Source organism: Pseudomonas sp. TMB3-21 (assembly GCF_054898145.1).
Genome location: NZ_CM142718.1, coordinates 3,646,089 through 3,664,531, shown reverse-complemented (window position 1 = coordinate 3,664,531; position 18,443 = coordinate 3,646,089). Strand labels below are relative to the sequence as shown.

Below are 18,443 nucleotides of genomic sequence, written 5' to 3'. Positions count from 1 at the left end.
GGCGAGAAACGCCGCTGATACTGATTGTTGCCGATTATACATGCGTGCCAGTGGGCATACCTCCACTCCCTGCAGGCTACCCGTGCGCCTATTCGAATAGCGGTTTTAGGTCTTTACAAATAAATTGTTACCGGTAACATCAGATTATTCGAACGCTGGCAGATGCTAATAACCACTGTTTTTCTCAGCCTCATCTGCCGTTCCAGCTCGCCGTTGACGCCCCTCTAACAAGAGATAAAACCGATGCCTGAAAACACTCCTCTGCGCCTGCGAAGTCAACAATGGTTTGACGATCCCAGCCATGCAGACATGACCGCAATCTACGTCGAACGCTTCATGAACTACGGCATGACGCGTGAGGAGTTGCAATCCGGCCGCCCTATCATCGGTATCGCCCAAACTGGCAGCGACCTTGCACCCTGCAATCGTCATCACCTCGAACTTTCGCAACGCACCAAGGCAGGCATTCGCGATGCCGGGGGCATTCCCATGGAGTTCCCCGTGCACCCCATGGCCGAACAGACCCGACGTCCCACTGCCGCGCTGGATCGCAACCTGGCTTACCTGGGCCTGGTCGAGATTCTTCACGGCTACCCGCTCGACGGAGTGGTGATGACGACCGGTTGCGACAAGACCACCCCCGCCTGTCTCATGGCGGCAGCGACAGTTGATATGCCGGCGATCGTCCTGTCGGGCGGCCCGATGCTTGATGGACACCACAAGGGCCAATTGATCGGCTCCGGCACAGTGCTGTGGCATGCGCGCACCTTGCTCGCCGGCGGTGAGATCGATTACGAAGGGTTCATGGAAATGACCACGGCGGCCTCTCCTTCGATTGGTCACTGCAATACCATGGGCACAGCGTTGTCGATGAACGCGCTTGCCGAAGCGCTGGGCATGTCCCTGCCAGGCTGCGCGAGCATTCCGGCTGCCTATCGGGAGCGCGGCCAAATGGCGTATGCCACTGGCAAGCGCATTGTCGACATGGTTCGTCAGGATATTCGTCCAAGCCAAATCATGACCCGCGAAGCCTTTGAGAATGCCATCGCGGTGGCCTCGGCTCTGGGCGCCTCGACCAATTGCCCGCCGCACCTCATCGCGATCGCGCGGCACACCGGAATCGATTTAAGCCTGGAAGATTGGCAACGTATTGGTGAAGACGTGCCCTTGCTAGTCAACTGCATGCCCGCCGGCAAATACCTCGGCGAAGGTTTTCACCGCGCGGGCGGTGTCCCAGCCGTCATGCACGAACTGCAAAAAGCCGGCCGACTCCACGAAAACTGCGACACGGTCTCGGGTAAAACCATTGGCGAGATCGTCAGCAATGCGGCGGCCAGCGATACCGATGTAATCCACGCGTACGAAGATCCTTTGATTCAACGGGCAGGGTTCATCGTGCTGAGCGGTAATTTCTTCGACAGCGCCATCATGAAGATGTCGGTGGTGGGCGAAGCGTTCCGCAAAACCTACCTGTCTGAACCCGGCGCGGAAAACAGTTTCGAAGCCAGGGCCATCGTTTTCGAGGGGCCTGAAGATTATCAAGCCCGCATCAACGACCCCGCCCTGGATATCGACGAGCGCTGCATCCTGGTCATTCGGGGCTGCGGCACCGTGGGTTATCCGGGCAGCGCCGAAGTGGTCAACATGGCCCCACCCGCAGCACTGATCAAACAAGGCATTGACTCCCTGCCCTGCCTGGGTGATGGACGCCAGAGCGGGACCTCGGCCAGCCCGTCGATTCTCAACATGTCCCCTGAAGCCGCGGTGGGCGGCGGCATCGGTTTGCTGCAAACCAATGATCGCCTTCGCGTCGACCTCAACGCTCGCCGGGTCGATCTTCTGGTGGATGAGAGCGAAATCGCACGCCGCCAGGCGGCGTTCAAACCTTCCTTTCCAGCCTCGCAAACGCCATGGCAGGAACTCTACCGACAGCAGGTCGGCCAACTCTCGACCGGTGGTTGCCTGGAACCCGCGACCTTGCACCTGCGGGTCATCGCACGCAGCGGCGACCCACGTCATTCCCACTGATTCGCCCCTTCTGCCGAGGTTCTTTTCATGCCCCAAACAAACGTTGCAATGACATTGTCGGATTTGAACACGCCAGCCCGGGACCTCGCGCAAGGCACGTGGATCGGTCGCGCGTGGATTCCTGGCGCCATGGCAGGGCCTGCCGTCGTCCTCCTCAAAGACCTGCAGGCCTACGACATCAGCGTTCGGGTGGCGACCGTTTCGGCCCTGCTTGAGCTCGATGACCCGGTTGCTTACCTGCGCAGCCTGCCATTGGAGCAGGCGTTGATCAGCGTTGACGACCTGCTGCGCAATAGCGATGCCTCGATGCGGGACGAAACACAGCCGTGGCTGCTGGCGCCGATTGACCTGCAAGCGGTAAAAGCTGCCGGGGTGACCTTCGCCACCAGCATGCTTGAGCGGGTGGTCGAAGAGCAGGCCAAGGGCGACCCGGCCAAGGCCGACAGCATTCGCGCAACCCTGGTCGAGAGCATCGGTACTGACCTCGGAAACATCGTGCCGGGCTCTCCCCAGGCCGCCGCGCTCAAGGAAGTGCTGATCAGCCAGGGCATGTGGTCGCAGTACCTCGAAGTGGGCATCGGCCCGGACGCCGAGATATTCACCAAGGCTCAGCCGTTGTCAGCGGTGGGTTATGGGTCGGACATTGGTATCCATCCGAAGTCCAGCTGGAACAATCCAGAGCCCGAAGTGGTATTGGCCGTTTCCAGTCGTGGCCAGGTCCAGGGCGCTACGCTGGGCAATGACGTCAACCTGCGCGATTTCGAAGGGCGCAGTGCGTTGTTGCTTTCCAAAGCCAAAGACAACAATGCGTCGACTGCACTTGGGCCGTTTATCCGCCTGTTCGATGAAACCTTCAGCATCGAGGACGTGCGCTCGGCAGAAGTCGCACTGCGGGTCGTCGGCGAGGATGGTTTCATCATGGATGGCAGCAGCTCCATGAACCAGATCAGCCGCGACCCTCTGGATCTGGTCGCTCAAACACTTAATGAGAACCATCAATATCCGGACGGCTTTGTGCTGTTCCTCGGCACGCTGTTTGCCCCCAAGCAAGACCGCGATCTTCCCGGCGGAGGCTTCACCCATAAAGAGGGTGATCTGGTCGCCATCAGCAGCGCCAGGTTCGGCACACTGGTCAATCGGGTCACCACAAGCGATCGCGCACCGGCCTGGCAGATGGGTTATCGGGCCCTGCTCGACAATTTGCACGGCCGTGGCCTGGTGTCTGCCGCGATCAAACCACGCTAGCATTGAGAATTCCATGAACGCTTACGCCGGACACAACTTTATCAACGGTGCACGCAGTGCCCAGGGGCATTCGCGCCTGCGCAGTTTCGACGCCAGCACGGGGCAGGAACTTCCAGGCTTCTTTACTGAAGCCACTGAACACGAAGTGGACGCAGCCGCTCAAGCGGCCGCATCTGCCTACCAGCCATACCGGACGTTGTCTGCCGTTCGACGGGCCGCGTTCCTCGACGCCATTGCCGATGAGCTCGACGCGCTGGGTGACGACTTCATTGCGACGGTTTGCCGCGAAACCGCGCTACCTGCCGCACGTATTCAAGGGGAGCGCGCCCGAACCAGCGGCCAAATGAGACTGTTTGCCAAGGTGCTGCGGCGTGGCGATTTCTTCGGTGCGCGTATCGATCGTGCCTTGCCCGATCGCCAGCCCCTTCCCCGCCCCGATCTGCGCCAGTACCACATCGGCATCGGCCCGGTCGCGGTATTCGGCGCCAGCAATTTCCCCTTGGCCTTCTCTACCGCCGGCGGCGATACCGCCGCTGCGCTCGCGGCGGGTTGCCCGGTGGTATTCAAGGCTCACCCTGGCCACATGGCCACGGCTGAATGGGTGGCGTCGGCCATCATTCGCGCCGCTGAACAGACGGAAATGCCGGCCGGCGTCTTCAATATGATTTACGGAGGTACTGTCGGCGCCTGGCTGGTAAAACATCCGGCGATCAAGGCAGTAGGCTTCACCGGATCGCTCAAGGGTGGCCGAGCACTGTGTGACATGGCGGCGGCGCGGCCAGAACCTATTCCGGTGTTCGCAGAGATGTCGAGCGTCAACCCGGTACTGGTGCTGCCAGAGGCCCTCAAAACCCGCGGTGCGAAAGTTGCGGCCGAGCTCAGCGCCTCTGTGGTGCAAGGTGCATGGTGCATGGTGCAAGGTGCAGGACAGTTCTGCACAATACCGGGAATGGTAATCGCAATACGCTCTCCCGAGTTGGATGCGTTCATCGATGATCTGACCCGGCAGATCAACGCTCAACCTACACATACGATGCTCAACGCCGGCGGACTGTGCAATTACGCCGATGGCCTGACACGCCTGCATCATCATCCGCAGATCCACCATCGGGCGGGGCATCCGCAAGTAGGCAGTCAAGCTTACCCTGATCAACAATGACAAACTCCTTCAGCACGAGGTGTTTGGCCCGGTTGTCATCGTCGTGGTGGTAAATGACCGACAGCAACTGCAGCAAGCACTGCAAGGTTTGCAGGGACAACTGACCGCCACCTTGATTGCCGAACCTGCGGATCTGGTCGAATTCGCCGAGCTGATTCCTGAGCTGGAACTGAAGGCTGGACGCCTTTTGCTCAATGGGTACCCGACCGGCGTCGAGGTCTGCGATGCGATGGTTCATGGCGGCCCCTACCCTGCCACCTCAGATACCCGAGGCTCGGCTGTGGGAACGCTGTCGATCAACCGCTTCCTGCGGCCGATCTGCTTCCAGAACTACCCTGTCAGCATGCTCCCTGACGCTTTAAAAAACGCCAATCCGCTCGGTATTCAGCGCCTGGTAGACGGCGTGAGCACAAATGAGAGTTTGCGTTAATGATCACGCGGGGGCATTTGAAAACTACAAATCTCCCACTGCATTCATGTAATGGGTAAAGACTGCTGCGTCCAACGTCAAGCTAGTGCAGGTACCCCTGCTCTAGACCCGTAATTTCATCTACAGCCGTGGAGTCTAGCGCGACCCGCGCAGGTCATGGAGGGAGGAGTGACTTGGCAACGTAACATTCTGAACCAACAGCCTTGGGCTTCGTAAGCACTTACCTCAAGCCGCTATGGGTCGATTGCGGCCCGTCCTCAGGGGCATCTACCGACCCATAGAAAACGTTCAAACAATCGATGACATATCCGTCCCCGCCGGGTGATTGCCCGTGAATCAAAGCGTCAGATTGTTTTTTGTCAGCCTGATGGCTGTAGTCATATGCGGTACAGCGTAGGCCTTGTACCAATGATTCATTCCTGCAATGGCTTTCTGAGCTGGTGCCGTGTCTGCCGCCCCGACTAATTCCGCACAAGCCTGCGCCATTGAGACAATAATGCGGGCTGCTTCGGGAACATAGGGGAGGTCATTTCCAGCTTCATGACGCTCACGAATGATCTGGTAGCGAATGTTCTCTGGGAGTGTCCACGCACTGATTAAAAACTGCTGAACGGAGTAATGAACGCCTTTTATTTCCACGGTCGCTGAGCGATGTTCCTCACGGAATCCTGCCGTTTCGATCTGCTCACAGCTATCGATAACGGTGTTCATCATTTCTCGGATTTGTTGCCAATCAGTTTTCATTTGAACTCCTTTTCATTGTTGTCTTTCAGCAGGATATGTTGCGCGTGTTTCTGTTGTCAGCGTTGAAAGGCAGCTTCTGGCCGTAAGGTTCATTGGGATGAGGCTTATTTGGCCGCTTGCATTCGACCATCACGACTGTGTGCATTGCCATGCATAGCGAGCAAACGACCGTATTGTTTTCCGGGCCCACCAAGTGCGAATATTCCGCTTTGGATACCAAGACAACATGGAGACTTCGCACATGAGCGCCACCTCTTCGCTATGGTTTTTTGTCGTGCCATTCGCAATTGCAGCAGCGATCCCCGGCCCGGCTCAGGGAGCCCTGTTAGGTCAAGTGGTGTCGCGCGGCGCAAGATCTACGATACCCTTCATCGGAGGTATGGTCCTGGGTAATGCTGTCTGGCTGTTGGTCGCCACCCTCGGTCTTGCGGCACTGGCACTACAGTTCGAGCATGTTTTCATCGCGGTGAAATGGCTGGGTGTTGCCTTTATCCTGTTCATCGCATGGAACCTTTGGTCGAAGAATACCGAACAACTTCAAGCACCTCTGAAGCGCTCAGTTGGTCGAGGCCTTCTTGCAGGAACTGTGCTGACCCTGAGCAATCCAAAGGCAGTAATATTTTTCGGTGCGGTGTTGCCTCATGCATTTGATTTGACGGCCCTCTCCGGGGCAGAAGTTATCTTTATTACCGCCCTCGGAATCGGAATCGATCTCACCATCCAACTGGCTTACCTCGTTACCGCATCGCGAATCAAACGCGCCATCCAGTCACCGAAGGCGATGAAACATTTGAACAGAACGTCAGCCGGCGTAATGACTGGTTGTGCGGGTTGGATGGCCTTTGCACACTGATCGTCTTAACTCTACCCCGTTGCCCGAACCGGGATCGCCAATACCGGCCGAAAGCGGGCGTTTCTGCAGCGCCGCTTTAAACTATCACTGTTCCGTGAGGCCTCGTTCATGGTGTCAACCAGCACTGACTAAGGTTGAAAGAACCTGTCGGGGCGGCAAGGGCCGAGGGCAGGAGCCACAGTTGCGTCCATGATCTCTTCGCTGGCAAGACGCCCTACAATCGGGGCAAGGATAACGCCAGGGTGCATCGTGCAAATATACACACCGCTGACTTTTGGCAAGTAACCGACAATGGGAATGCCATCAGCGGGAAATGGTCTTAGCCCTATGCATGCCAATTCCGGCTCAATGGAATCAGCTCCATGAAGTTCCTCCTGGATGGCCTGGGCTGTTCGTAGCGCAATCGCTTCTGGCTGGTTTTCCAAGGCATCACCCAGATAATCCTCCGCGGCTAGCAACGTACCATCCCTCGCTTGCCTTACTTCCATTGCGGGGCTGGAAATAATGGTATGCACTAGGTTGGCGGGTGCCTTGTAACGAATGAAAATTGCTGGAGATTCTTCTATAGGAAGAGAAACGTTAAGCATGTCTGTGAGCTTTTTGGTACCAATCCCCGCCGCGATTACAACGACATCGGCGTCAATTATTCCCGTTGCAGTTTTGAGTCCCGTAACCCGGTTATTCAGCGTTGTGAAACCGAGAACCCGAGTATGCGTTAATACATTAGCTCCATGAGCTCTGGCGCCTGCAATCAAGGCGTGCGTTGTTCGCACCGCATCCAAAGCACCCGCTTCGGTTTCATATAAGGCATGCTCAGGGGGATGCTTGAGATTTGGTTCAATGTCGAGAATCCGGGCACGGGACACCCAATTTTCCGCAGTTTCATTACCTGACATTTGTAGAGTTTCATCCAAGTTCGTGCCGTAAGTCAGGGCGCCTGTCCATCGAATTTTCAGGTCGGGCAACTCCACCTCGAGTCGACGGAACTCATTGATAACTAAGCTGCGCAGTTGTGCAATCGGGTCGAGCCCGGTGTGAGATACATTGATCCATGCGAATGAGGTACCCGTCACTCCGCACGCTATATCTCCAGCGTCTACCAAAGTAACATCTGCGCCTTTGCCTGCCAGGTGATAAGCCAGGGACGCGCCGACTATGCCTGCGCCTATGACGACGACTCGACTATGCTTACGATCCTTCACATCAACCTCCATTTTGTCGATCTCATGATTGTAAGAGCGTTGGAAGATGCATGATGTGAAACGATGTAAAAAAATGGCCGTCCGGGACTAATTCTGGCATCCATTTCAATCGGCTTCTGCGAAGACTGAGAAGCTGTAATGGGTCCGATAGCGACCATCGCGCGCCGCCCCTGATCCCCCTTGTCGTTACCCAACATAGAGCATGAATAGCCCAGTATTTGCGAGACGCTCCCGCAAATAGTTTTGGTCGGAGGCTTTCTAAGTCATTGTCCGCTTCTGGCCCAGAGTGTGTAAAAAAGCGCTGATGCACTGTCGGCGCCCAGCGCCGACGGTTGTTAGCTGAGTAATTGTTCGCAACAAGCCCCGCGTATCATCACTAGGCCCCGGGAATGCGGTATAGATAGCCGTAGATGTAGATCGTCAGCAGGATCGCGGGATGGTAAGCCGGCCGGCCAGTATCAGCCGGTATGGCGCTCTCCAGACTCGCCATAGAGGTAGGATAAACTTGCCGCAAGCTCACTCTCCCGGAACGGCTTGGTAAGGCGCCGCAGATCCGGATCAAGCCCTTCATGGTCAGCGTAGCCAGAAACCAGGAGAATCGCAGTCTCCGGCCGGGAGGCGCGGACCACCCTGGCCAAATCGGTCCCACTGATTCCGGGCATGAGGTGGTCCGTCACGAGCAGGTCAAATTGCTGCCCGGAGTCCAGCAGCTGCAGAGCCTCCTCACCTGAGGCGGCCTCGATCACGTGGTAGCCCAGGTCGGCCAGCATGTATGACGTGCTTGCGCGTACAAGCTCCTCATCGTCGACCAGCAGCACAATCCCTCGTGTCGAACGCTGCTCTGGAGCCTCGACATCGGTTGAATCCGCTACCGGCGCTGCCAGGCTGCGCGGAAGCCAAAGCTCAACATTCGTCCCCAGTCCTGGCGTGCTCTGAATCGTGAGTGCGCCATTCAACTGGGCTGCCAGTCCATGTGCCATTGAGAGACCCAGACCAGTCCCCTTGCCGATGCCCTTGGTTGAAAAGAACGGTTCTACCGCCCGAGCGAGCGTGGCCGTGTCCATACCCGCGCCGGTGTCCGCGACAGACAGGCATAAATAATTGCCTGCTGGAAGCTTCGAACGGTGATCTTGGCGGACCACCTCCGTGCGTGCAGAGATTCGGATCGTCCCCCCCTCAAGCATTGCGTCGCGCGCATTCACGGAGAGATTTAGAAGTGCCATCTCGAGTTGGTTCGGGTCCGCGATTGCCGCAGGCAGATCCTCCGGGGCATCGACGACCACCTTGATTTGCGGGCCGGTAGTGCTGGCCACGAGATCGCCCATACCGCTTACCAGCTTCGCCACGTCAACCGGAACTATCTGCAGGGGTTGGCGGCGCGCGAAGGCAAGTAGCCTCTGCACGAGAGTCTTCGCGCGATCCGCCGACTGCATGGCCCCGGAGATCAGACGCTGTTCTCGTTCGCCGCCCACGCCTCTTCGTTGAAGCAAGTCGAGCGTGCCGACGATGGGGGTGAGAAGGTTGTTGAAATCGTGAGCCACGCCACCGGTAAGCTGACCCATCGCGTCCATCTTCTGACTCTGGCGCAGCGCCGCTTGGACTTCTTCCCGCTCAGCAACTGCCTGGACTATCCTCCCTTCGAGAGTGGCGTTGAGCTTTCGCAGCTCTTCCTCGGCGATCTTTCGGGTCGTGACCTCGACCACGGTGCCCGTGACGCGCAGGCAGCGACCGCTCGTATCGAATACCCCCCGACCCTTCGCAGCCAGCCAACGAACAATGCCATCCTCCCGGCCAATCGTACGATACTCGACTTCGTAGAGCGCGCGGCGTTCAGGGTCGCTGGCCGCCGCGAAGGCATCGATCGTCGCCTCTCGCTCTTCGGGATGCAAACCTTCATAGAAGTCACGCATCGTGACCGGGACGTCGGCCGAGATGCCGAACATCGCCTTGGTCTGTGGCGGCCAGATCAGCGTGTCATGAACGATGTCCACGTCCCAGAAGCCAATATCGGCGTGGTCAACCGCAAGGCGCAGTCGCTCCTCGCTCTCGCGCAGACGCATCTCGGCCCCCACTCGTTCGACATGCGCCCAGCAGCGCTCAACGACTTCCCTAACCAGGGAGATTTCGAACTGCAACCAGCCACGAGACTGATTTTGATGAACCGCCATCATTGCCGTCAGACGGCCGTCCTTCACAAGCGGGCAGCAGATGATCGCGTTCACACCGATGGCTTCAAAAGTCTCACGACCCTCGCCCCGGCTAAGCTCCGAGATGACGTCGCGAACGATTAATGGGCGGCCGGCGCGCATGTCAGCTGCAGCCCTTGGGCCAAAAAGGTCGAGGCTGTACGTTCCAACCGAGCTCTGGATGCCGGGCGCACTGTAGTCACTGCGAATCCAGAATCGGTCGTGATCAATGTCGACATCCGCATAGGCGCAGCGCGACGCGTTCAGCTGTCGCCCAAGCAACTCGGTGGCTGCCTGCATCGCGTCTTCGGCACGGCGGATGTTAAACAGACGGTTGTCGAGTTGGTCAAAAAAGCGCAGTCGCTCCGCGCGCTCCTGCAGCGCAGCTTCCGCCTGGTGCTCGGCCGTACGGTCACGGAAGATCTTCACGAAACCGCCATGATCCATGGCGAGCGGCATCATCAGTCCCGAACCCCAGAAGCGTGTACCGTTCTTGCGAACGTGCCAGCGTTCGTTGACTGCCCGACCTTGATCTTGGGCGAGTTCAAGCTCGTCGTAGAACACCCGCTCGGCCCGGTCCATGTCTGTGTAGAAAAGGTCGCCCTCGCGGCCCGCTACTTCCTCGGCGCGGTAGCCGACGACGCGCTGAGCACCCGTGTTCCAACTCGTTACCGCTCCTTGCGCATCGAAGGTGATAATCGCGAAGTCCTCGGCGCCCTCGACGATCTGGCGGTAGCGAGCCTCGCTGGTTCGGATCACAGCCTCCGCTCGAGCGCGTTGCGCGATGAGACCTACCGTATGAACAACGAAGTCGACGATCTCGGTATCCGCCGACAGTGGAACGCGCGACTCATGGTGGTACAGGACGAAAGTGCCAAGCACCGTCCCCTGCGCCGAACGAATGGGGATCGACCAGCAGGCATGCAGACCATGACCGATGGCCAGCTTTCGCAGCTCGTTCCAGAGGGGGTCGTCCGGGATGTCAGACGCAAGCACTGGCTCATTTTGGAGGAGCTTGGCGCCGCGTGAGCTGCCGCTTGGGCCAATAGCGATGCCTCTGACGGCGCTGTTGTATGTGGAGGGCAGGCTCGGCCCTGCGCAGTACTGGAAATGCTGGCGGTCCTCACTCAGCAGCAGAATGCTGCCCAGAAAGCCCGACGTGGACAACGCTTCCACCTCGCGGACGATTGTATCCAGCGCGACCTTGAGGGAAGTCCCGTCAACGGCCAGTTCCAGGATACGGGTCTGTGCCGCTCCAAGTGCTGCTGCGCGATTGCGTGCTTGGGTAAGGCGTGCATTTTCAATGGCAATCGTCGCCAGACGCGCCAGGCTCTCCAGCCGTTGGATCGTATCTTCGCCATGCGTACGAACCTCCGACCAGTAGGCTCCGAGCGCTGCGACCGCATCAGGCCTACCGATGGGCACCATGACGAGGCTACGGACGAAAGTCGGCGCATATGCGTTCTGTGGGATGCGCGGATCGAGCCGAATGTCACGAATCGCGACCGTCTCCCCGCGACGCATCACCCATCCCGAAATGCAGTGTTCGGCCGGGTAAGTCTGGCCTTGCCAAAGCGGCGATACACTGTCTTCTGCTACATAAGAACAGCAATCGTCATTTTTGATAACGATCGCGATGCCCTCCGCCCCGACAGTGGCTCGTGCCGTGTCGCGGAGTACGGCGACGACCTCGTCCGCCGATTCGGCACTGACGAGCCGCTCGCTAGCGTTCAGCACGTGAGACAAGCGCTCATCACTGTATAGATCTAGCGGAACAGTAACCAAACGTGTCTCCCAACGAGGGCCACAGCATATCTATGCGCAGGATGGCTCAAAATGGATGTAGCGAGGGAGGAATTGTATAGGGCGTTTCCTCGCTTGGCATGGTCCTGTTTGAGCTTCTCACAAAATGAGACCAGTGGGCATCTCACCCGGGGCCTTGGCGACGATCACCCAACCTGAAACTGCCCATCGGTAGCACCGGAGCAATCAGCTTCGGGACTATATGGGAGGCCGCATCTATGCAGGGATAAAGGCACCGTACATCGACATCAATATGTCGTACATCAAGCAGAGGGGCTACGTTTTTACCCAAAGTGGTCACAACCGCACACGAAGCACCTGTCATGTAAATCCGCAATTTTTTCCTCCATGGATAAGAGTCTGTTTCGAGGTGAGCAAGATATCCCAGTCCCTGAATCTGTGAAGCTACTCACATCAGCAGTGCCATCAAGCCAATGCCTCACTCAACGCAGCGCGCTCAGCCACATGCCGTAACGTATCAAAATTGATATTGGCCCCGGAGTCGATAGCGATCAGGGTCTGACCGTGAACCCCCATTTGCGCCACATATTTCTTGATCCCGGCCACCGCCAGGGCACCGGAAGGCTCGGTGATTGAGCGTGTGTCGTCGTAGATATTCTTCATTGCGATGCAGAGTTCATCGTTACTGACAGTGATCACATCATCAACGCAGAACCGACATACTTCGAAACCATGAGCACCGATCTGGGCGACCGCTACGCCATCGGCGAAGGTGCCCACGCTTGGCAGGACTACTCGCTCATCGGCTTGCAAAGCCGCATACAAACAGGCGGAGTGTTGCGACTCAACGCCAATGATGCGCACCTCTGGCCGCAGATATTTGACGTACGCGGCAATGCCGGCAATCAAACCGCCACCGCCCACCGGGACGAAAATTGCGTCTAACGGCCCTTGATGCTGACGCAGAATTTCCATGGCGACAGTGCCCTGCCCGGCAATGACATCCTGATCGTCGAAGGGCGAAACAAAGTGCTTGCCGGTTTGCTCGGCCAGCTTCAGCGCATGGGCCAGGGCAAAGGGAAAACTGTCCCCGTGCAACAGCGCCTCCGCGCCACGACTGCGTACGCCCAGCACCTTCAACTCCGGCGTGTTGGCGGGCATGACAATGGTGGCGTCGATGCCCAGTTCCCGTGCCGCCAGTGCTACGCCTTGGGCATGATTGCCGGCTGAAGCGGTGATCACGCCGCGTTGCTTCTGCGCAGCACTGAAATTCACCAGCTTGTTGTAAGCGCCCCGGATCTTGAAGGAAAACGTCGGCTGCAGATCCTCACGCTTGAGCAAGATCTGATTGCCCAAGGCGAGGGACAACGCCGGTGCCGGTTGCAACGGTGTGCATATGGCGAGTTCGTAGACCGGCGCAGCGAGGATCTTTTTAACGTAATACTCGAGCAAGGTTTGTTGGGCGGGCGTACCGAGCATGAAGGTCTCCTGACATTGATCAGAACCCCGAGACAGAAAAACAAAACCCGCCTCTAGGGCGGGTTGGGTGCTGCAGTCGTGAGCTAGCCCGCCAAATAAGGAATGGCGGTAATAATGCTTGGCTGGCAGCGCAGTACGGTGGAAGTCATGTACGGAAATTAGCCGGACGATGGGGCCCAAGTCAATGGGCGATTTCCTTGCTCCGCCTTGTTCATGCACTACACAGACTGCGAGGGTTTTGACGCAATCTGACTGTTGTGGCTTTCTCATTTCAGCGGGAGGATTTTTCCAGCGTCCAACGCAGGACATCCAAGGCATCGCAGCCATCCTGAATCAATATGTGTGCAGCGTTAGCAAAATGCTCAAGATCGTGACCCTCCGCTTCTCTCACACACAGGCAGGCGATGCTGTTGAGCAGATTGCGCGCGGCTTTGAGTCGGTGGACGGCGGTTTCGAGAAGATCGGAAGCGCGGGCATCAGTGTCGATGTACAGGGTCGGACCGACACTGAAGTTGCCTTGGAGCGGATGGAAATTCGACATGTTTTGAATCTCATCTGATGGGTGAAGCTCTCACCCGTTCGCGGCTAAACGAATCAGGGTGGTAGCCGTACGCGGGTTAGCCGACCGGCCAGATGAAACCGGCACACCCGAAGGTGTCCCACGCACAGCCACCATAAACACGTACATGCAAGGCAGCCAAAAGCGCCACGATTATACCGGCGCTTGTGCATCATCTGTTACGACCGGCTAAGGTCGATCACCGATTTGTCGGCGACGAACAAACTTTAGATGAGCTTTCTAAGGACTGATACCGGTTTTTGCGTTTCGGAGACGTCCTACACCTTTCTCGGAAATCCCCTGTTCTCCAATTTTTGACCGAGCGCAGCATCCGCTTGCGGCGAAATTTCGACGTCCATTCAGCACCTCCACATCGCCGCGTAATTGCAGGCTCGTGTCAATCAGCGCTTCATTCAAAGCCCTCATACCCGTGAAGCTTCTGACCCGCGCCGCAATGGCATATTCTGCACATGGCCGTTCAATCACAGGTGTTCACGCATGGAAATACCAGCAAACTTCATCGTCCATGAAACCACCCACTGGATCGTCAATCACCACATGTCATCCGCCCTCCCCGGTTACCTGATGCTTGGGTCGAGGGCTCACGTCAACTCATTGGGCGACCTTCCCGGTGAAGCGCTCGCTGAGCTGGGCGGGCTGATGGCAACCGTGCAGAAAACCCTCGAAACGCGACTCAAGCCAAAATGGCTCTACATCAGCCGCTTCGGTCACGATCCAGGTCATGCCATCCATTTTCATTTCATTCCGGTGTATCACTGGGTGGAAGAGCTATTCTGGAACGATCCGCGCTACAGGCTTTTGAACACGTTCGCGTCGAAGGAAAACGCCCAGTCGCTGACCGACGGCGCGGAGATGACACTGTTCGTCTGGCGCGAATTTGGCGAGAGCCCTGAGCCACCCGCTATTCAGGGCCCCTCGGTCGCTGCAGTCATTAAAGAGTTGCGTCAGGCGTTCAAATAGCAGAACACCCTGTGTGCAACCGGGAGTCAAAGCGCATGTGCAGAATCCGCTTCTTGATAGTTGCCGTGCTGATCGCGTGCACGGGGCAAGTGATGGCCGACACCTTGAAAATCGCCGTGATCGGCGCCGGGAAAGTCGGCGGCACACTGGGCACGCTTTGGGTCAAGGCGGGTCACGAGGTGATGTTTTCTTCACGTCACCCTGAGCAATTGCAGACGCTGGTCGACGCCGCTGGCCCGAAAGCGCGGGCAGGCTCGGTGAGCGATGCGGCCGCGTGGGGCGACGTTATTGTGCTGAGCGTTCCCTATGGCGCGATGCCGGTATTGTCGGAACAGTTGAAAGGCAAGCTGGAGGGCAAGGTCGTGTTCAGCACCAGCAATCCCTTCAGCGGCCGCGATGGCGAGGTCGGGCAGAAGGCGCTGGATCAGGGTGTCGCGCTCGCCGATCAGCATTACCTGCCCGGCGTGCATCTGGTGCGTGCTTTCAACGCCATCGGTGCCGCATCGATGAAGAGCCAGTCCGGCACCGGCAAAGCGATTGCGATGTTCGCTGACGACGCGCAAGCCCGGGATATGGGTGCCCGACTGGTGCGCGACGCCGGTTTCGTGCCGGTGCTGTTGCCGTTGTCGCGGGCCAACGAAGGCTTGCCGGGCGGCCCTGCCAGCGGCGTATTGAGCGAGGCGCAAATCCGACAAAAGCTCGGCCTGTAGCAGGGCTACTCTTGGCTCAATGGCGCGGGCGGCATCAACGTCGCAATCAACGCCCTCACCGTCCCCGGCAACGCATCGAGCTCACGCACCAGAATACTGCGCTCGCGCACGGCCCACGGCTCGTCGAGCTGGATCGTCACCAGCTGCATCGTGCGGCTGTGACGCAGGGCTGCGGATTCGGGAATGACGCCGATGCCGACGCCCGCCTCCACCATGCGGCAGATCGCTTCGAAGCTGGACACCTGGATTCTCAGCGACAGGTTCTGGCCCATCCGTTCGACGTGATCACGCAAGAAACTCAACAACGTGCTGCCTTCATGCAGACCGATGTGCTGAAACGCCAAGGTCTGTTTCAAAGTGATTTTTTTCTGCTTCGCCAGCTCATGCCCCACCGGCACGATCAGCACCAGGCGATCGGTGCTGAAGTGAAGGACTTGCAGGCCGGCGGCCTCGACCGGCCCCGCAATAATGCCCATGTCGGTGCTGCCATCGAGCACGCCACGCACGATGTCGCGCGATAAGCGCTCTTGCAGGTCGACGGTCACGCCGGGGCGTTTGGCGAGGAAACCGGCGAGCACTTCCGGCAGGAATTCGGTGACGGCGGTGGTGTTGGCAAAGATGCGGATGTGGCCGGAAGAGTCGGTGCCGAAGTGGGTGAATTCGGCTTTCAGGTAGTCCACCTGCGTCATGATCAGCCGTGCGTGCTTGAGCAATTTATGCCCGGCTGGCGTCAGCTCGACGCCGCGACTGTCGCGGTACAGCAGGCGAGTGTCGAGCTGACCTTCGAGGGCTTTGATGCGCGCACTGGCGGCAGCGGGTGACAGAAAGGCGCGGCGCGCGCCCTGGGTCAGGCTCGGCGACTCACCGATATGGATGAAAAGACGCAGGTCAGCCAGGTCGAAATGCATGGTCGTGTCCGGCAATACAAGACGCGTTCAGCATACATGAACGCCGGTATACGCAAATGCAAATTCTCAGAATGCCGAGGGGCTCGCATGATCGGTGCATAAGAACGAATGCAGAGGCTGCCCCTGATATGAACCCTTCAAGTTCGCCTACGGATCTCAGTGCGTGGATCGGCCGCACGGAAGAAGCCCATGACGTGCTCAGCCGCAACCTGATCAAGCGCATCGCCGCGACGTTCGGCGAAGCGGCACCGGCCGATGGCGAGGCGCTGCCGGCGCTGTGGCAATGGTGTTTTTTCCAGGAGCCGCTGTTCGAAACCGAGCTCGGTGGCGATGGTCATCCGGCGCGTGGCGGCTTCCTGCCCCCGGCCGACAACCGTAATCGCATGTGGGCCGGTGGCCGGGTCGAGTTCATCGAGCCGCTCATCATCGGCGCCGAAGCACACCGTTTATCGACCCTCGTGCGCGTTGAAGAAAAACACGGCCGCAGTGGTTTGCTGCTGTTCGTCACGGTGCGCCATGACTATTCGCAAAACGGCCAACTGTGCGTGCGCGAAGAACAGGACATCGTCTACCGCGAACCCAATCCGCCCAAACTCGACAGCGGCGCAGCACCGGAAGCAGGCGACTGGAGCGAAACCATTTCACCCACGCCGACCCTGCTCTTTCGATACTCCGCCGTCACCTTCAACGGCCACCGCATTCACTACGACTACCCCTACGTGACCGAGACCGAAGGCTACCCGAACCTGGTGGTGCACGGGCCGATGATCGCCACGTTCAACCTGCGCGCCTTTATCCGCGCCAACCCGGACAAACGCGTGCGGCATTTCGTTTATCGCGGCGTGCGCCCGTTGAACGTGCCAACGCCGTTTCAGGTGGGCGGGCGCATCGTCGACGCCGGTACAGCGCAGTTGTGGGCCGGCAATGCAGCCGGCGTTGCCCAGACCGCCGAGGTCGTTTTCGACTGAAACCTTTTCCGTGAACGCTGCCCTTCGCCGGGCGGCGCGCTGATTGATCCAGAGAGCCTGACCATGAACCCTTATGACGACGAAGACCTCAATGCCATCCGCGACGGCGTGCGCGCCCTCTGCGCGGAATTCGATGCAGCTTACTGGCGGCAGATCGACGAACAGAAAGGTTTCCCGGAAGCGTTCGTCAAAGCCCTGACCGATGCCGGTTGGTTGTCGGCGATGATCCCCGCCGAGTACGGCGGCTCGGGCCTGGGGCTGGCTGAAGCCTCGGTGATTCTGGAAGAAGTGAACGCCTGCGGCGGCAACTCCGGCACCGTGCATGGCCAGATGTACAACATGTTCACGCTGCTGCGCCACGGCAGCGAGGCGCAGAAAAGTCACTACCTGCCCAAACTCGCCAACGGCGAATTGCGCCTGCAATCGATGGCGGTGACCGAGCCTTCCACCGGCACCGACACCACCAAGATCAAGACCACAGCGGTCAAGCAGGGCGACAAGTACATTATCAATGGCCAGAAAGTGTGGATCTCGCGGGTGCAGCATTCCGACCTGATGATCCTGCTGGCCCGCACCACGCCGCTGGCCGAGGTGAAGAAAAAATCCGAAGGCATGTCGATTTTCATCGTCGACCTGCGCGAAGCCATCGGCAAAGGTTTGACCGTTCAACCGATTGCCAACATGGTCAATCACGAAACCAACGAGCTGTTCTTCGACAACCTCGAATTGCCGGCTGACAGCCTGATCGGCGAAGAAGGCAAAGGCTTCAAATACATCCTCGACGGGCTCAATGCCGAACGTACGCTGATCGCCGCCGAGTGCATCGGCGACGGGCGCTGGTTCATCGAAAAAGCCAGTGCCTACGCCCGTGATCGTGTGGTGTTCGGCCGCCCGATCGGGCAAAACCAGGGCGTGCAGTTTCCCATCGCCGAAGCGCACATCGAGATCGAAGCCGCCGACCTGATGCGCTGGCGCGCCTGCGAGGAATACGACAACGGCAAGAACGCCGGGGCCAGCGCCAACATGGCCAAATACCTCGCCGCCAAAGCTTCATGGGAGGCCGCCAACGCCTGCCTGCAAACCCACGGCGGCTTCGGTTTCGCCTGTGAATACGACGTCGAACGCAAGTTCCGCGAGACCCGGCTCTATCAGGTGGCACCGATCTCCACCAACCTGATTCTTTCCTACGTCGCCGAGCACCTGCTCGAACTGCCACGCAGCTTCTGA

Annotated in this window: 13 protein-coding genes and 3 pseudogenes; 8 read left to right on the top strand and 8 right to left on the bottom strand. The window is 58.5% G+C overall.

Annotation, left to right across the window (positions count from 1 at the left end):
- Positions 1–243: 243 nt before the first annotated feature.
- The 3 genes and pseudogenes from ACYZTS_RS16810 (at position 244) to ACYZTS_RS16800 (ending at position 4,862) form a co-directional block, all read left to right on the top strand.
- A complete protein-coding gene (locus tag ACYZTS_RS16810) occupies positions 244–2,028 on the top strand; it encodes an IlvD/Edd family dehydratase (protein ID WP_461990595.1) in 1,785 nt (594 codons plus the stop codon).
- Between the two features lie 48 nt (positions 2,029–2,076).
- On the top strand, positions 2,077–3,273 hold the full coding sequence (locus ACYZTS_RS16805) for a fumarylacetoacetate hydrolase family protein (protein ID WP_461996461.1): 1,197 nt from the start codon (positions 2,077–2,079) through the stop codon (positions 3,271–3,273).
- A gap of 13 nt (positions 3,274–3,286) precedes the next feature.
- Positions 3,287–4,862 (top strand): annotated as a pseudogene (locus ACYZTS_RS16800) (aldehyde dehydrogenase (NADP(+))).
- Between the two features lie 336 nt (positions 4,863–5,198).
- Here ACYZTS_RS16800 and ACYZTS_RS16795 read toward each other — a convergent pair.
- Entirely contained in the window at positions 5,199–5,606 is a 408-nt protein-coding gene (locus ACYZTS_RS16795) for a hypothetical protein (RefSeq protein WP_461990593.1), read from the bottom strand.
- A 241-nt stretch (positions 5,607–5,847) separates the two neighbouring features.
- Between ACYZTS_RS16795 and ACYZTS_RS16790 the strand changes: the two genes are divergently transcribed.
- A complete protein-coding gene (locus ACYZTS_RS16790; RefSeq protein ID WP_461990592.1) occupies positions 5,848–6,459 on the top strand; it encodes a LysE family translocator in 612 nt (203 codons plus the stop codon).
- A gap of 128 nt (positions 6,460–6,587) precedes the next feature.
- Here ACYZTS_RS16790 and ACYZTS_RS16785 read toward each other — a convergent pair whose 3' ends face one another.
- From ACYZTS_RS16785 to ACYZTS_RS16760, 6 genes and pseudogenes are all read right to left on the bottom strand, one after another.
- Positions 6,588–7,673, bottom strand: coding sequence for an NAD(P)/FAD-dependent oxidoreductase (locus ACYZTS_RS16785; RefSeq protein WP_461990590.1), 1,086 nt, complete (start codon positions 7,671–7,673; stop codon positions 6,588–6,590).
- 376 nt (positions 7,674–8,049) lie between these two features.
- Positions 8,050–8,130: pseudogene (locus ACYZTS_RS16780) on the bottom strand (transposase); the annotation flags it as partial.
- Positions 8,120–11,584 (bottom strand): GAF domain-containing protein, encoded by a 3,465-nt coding sequence (locus ACYZTS_RS16775; RefSeq protein WP_461996459.1) that lies wholly within the window; start codon positions 11,582–11,584, stop codon positions 8,120–8,122. The pseudogene ACYZTS_RS16780 and the gene ACYZTS_RS16775, both read right to left, overlap by 11 nt.
- Positions 11,585–11,891: 307 nt before the next feature.
- A pseudogene (locus tag ACYZTS_RS16770) lies at positions 11,892–11,987 on the bottom strand (adenylate kinase); the annotation flags it as partial.
- Positions 11,988–12,076: 89 nt separating this feature from the next.
- On the bottom strand, positions 12,077–13,090 hold the full coding sequence (ilvA, locus tag ACYZTS_RS16765; RefSeq protein WP_461990588.1) for a threonine ammonia-lyase, biosynthetic: 1,014 nt from the start codon (positions 13,088–13,090) through the stop codon (positions 12,077–12,079).
- A 271-nt stretch (positions 13,091–13,361) separates the two neighbouring features.
- Complete coding sequence (locus tag ACYZTS_RS16760; RefSeq protein ID WP_461990586.1) at positions 13,362–13,631, bottom strand: hypothetical protein; 270 nt, start codon at positions 13,629–13,631, stop codon at positions 13,362–13,364.
- Positions 13,632–14,147: 516 nt separating this feature from the next.
- Here ACYZTS_RS16760 and ACYZTS_RS16755 point away from each other — a divergent pair.
- Positions 14,148–14,630 (top strand): HIT family protein, encoded by a 483-nt coding sequence (locus tag ACYZTS_RS16755; protein ID WP_461990585.1) that lies wholly within the window; start codon positions 14,148–14,150, stop codon positions 14,628–14,630.
- Between the two features lie 35 nt (positions 14,631–14,665).
- Positions 14,666–15,340 carry an NADPH-dependent F420 reductase gene (locus ACYZTS_RS16750; protein ID WP_461990583.1) on the top strand — a complete coding sequence of 225 codons (675 nt, stop codon included), beginning with the start codon at positions 14,666–14,668 and terminating at the stop codon, positions 15,338–15,340.
- Between the two features lie 5 nt (positions 15,341–15,345).
- On the opposite strand, the gene ACYZTS_RS16745 is transcribed toward ACYZTS_RS16750, so the two are convergent.
- On the bottom strand, positions 15,346–16,248 hold the full coding sequence (locus tag ACYZTS_RS16745) for a LysR family transcriptional regulator (protein WP_461990581.1): 903 nt from the start codon (positions 16,246–16,248) through the stop codon (positions 15,346–15,348).
- Between the two features lie 128 nt (positions 16,249–16,376).
- Here ACYZTS_RS16745 and ACYZTS_RS16740 point away from each other — a divergent pair, with 128 nt between their 5' ends.
- A complete protein-coding gene (locus ACYZTS_RS16740) occupies positions 16,377–17,216 on the top strand; it encodes an HTD2 family dehydratase (RefSeq protein WP_461990579.1) in 840 nt (279 codons plus the stop codon).
- A 63-nt stretch (positions 17,217–17,279) separates the two neighbouring features.
- Positions 17,280–18,443 (top strand): acyl-CoA dehydrogenase family protein, encoded by a 1,164-nt coding sequence (locus ACYZTS_RS16735; RefSeq protein ID WP_461990577.1) that lies wholly within the window; start codon positions 17,280–17,282, stop codon positions 18,441–18,443.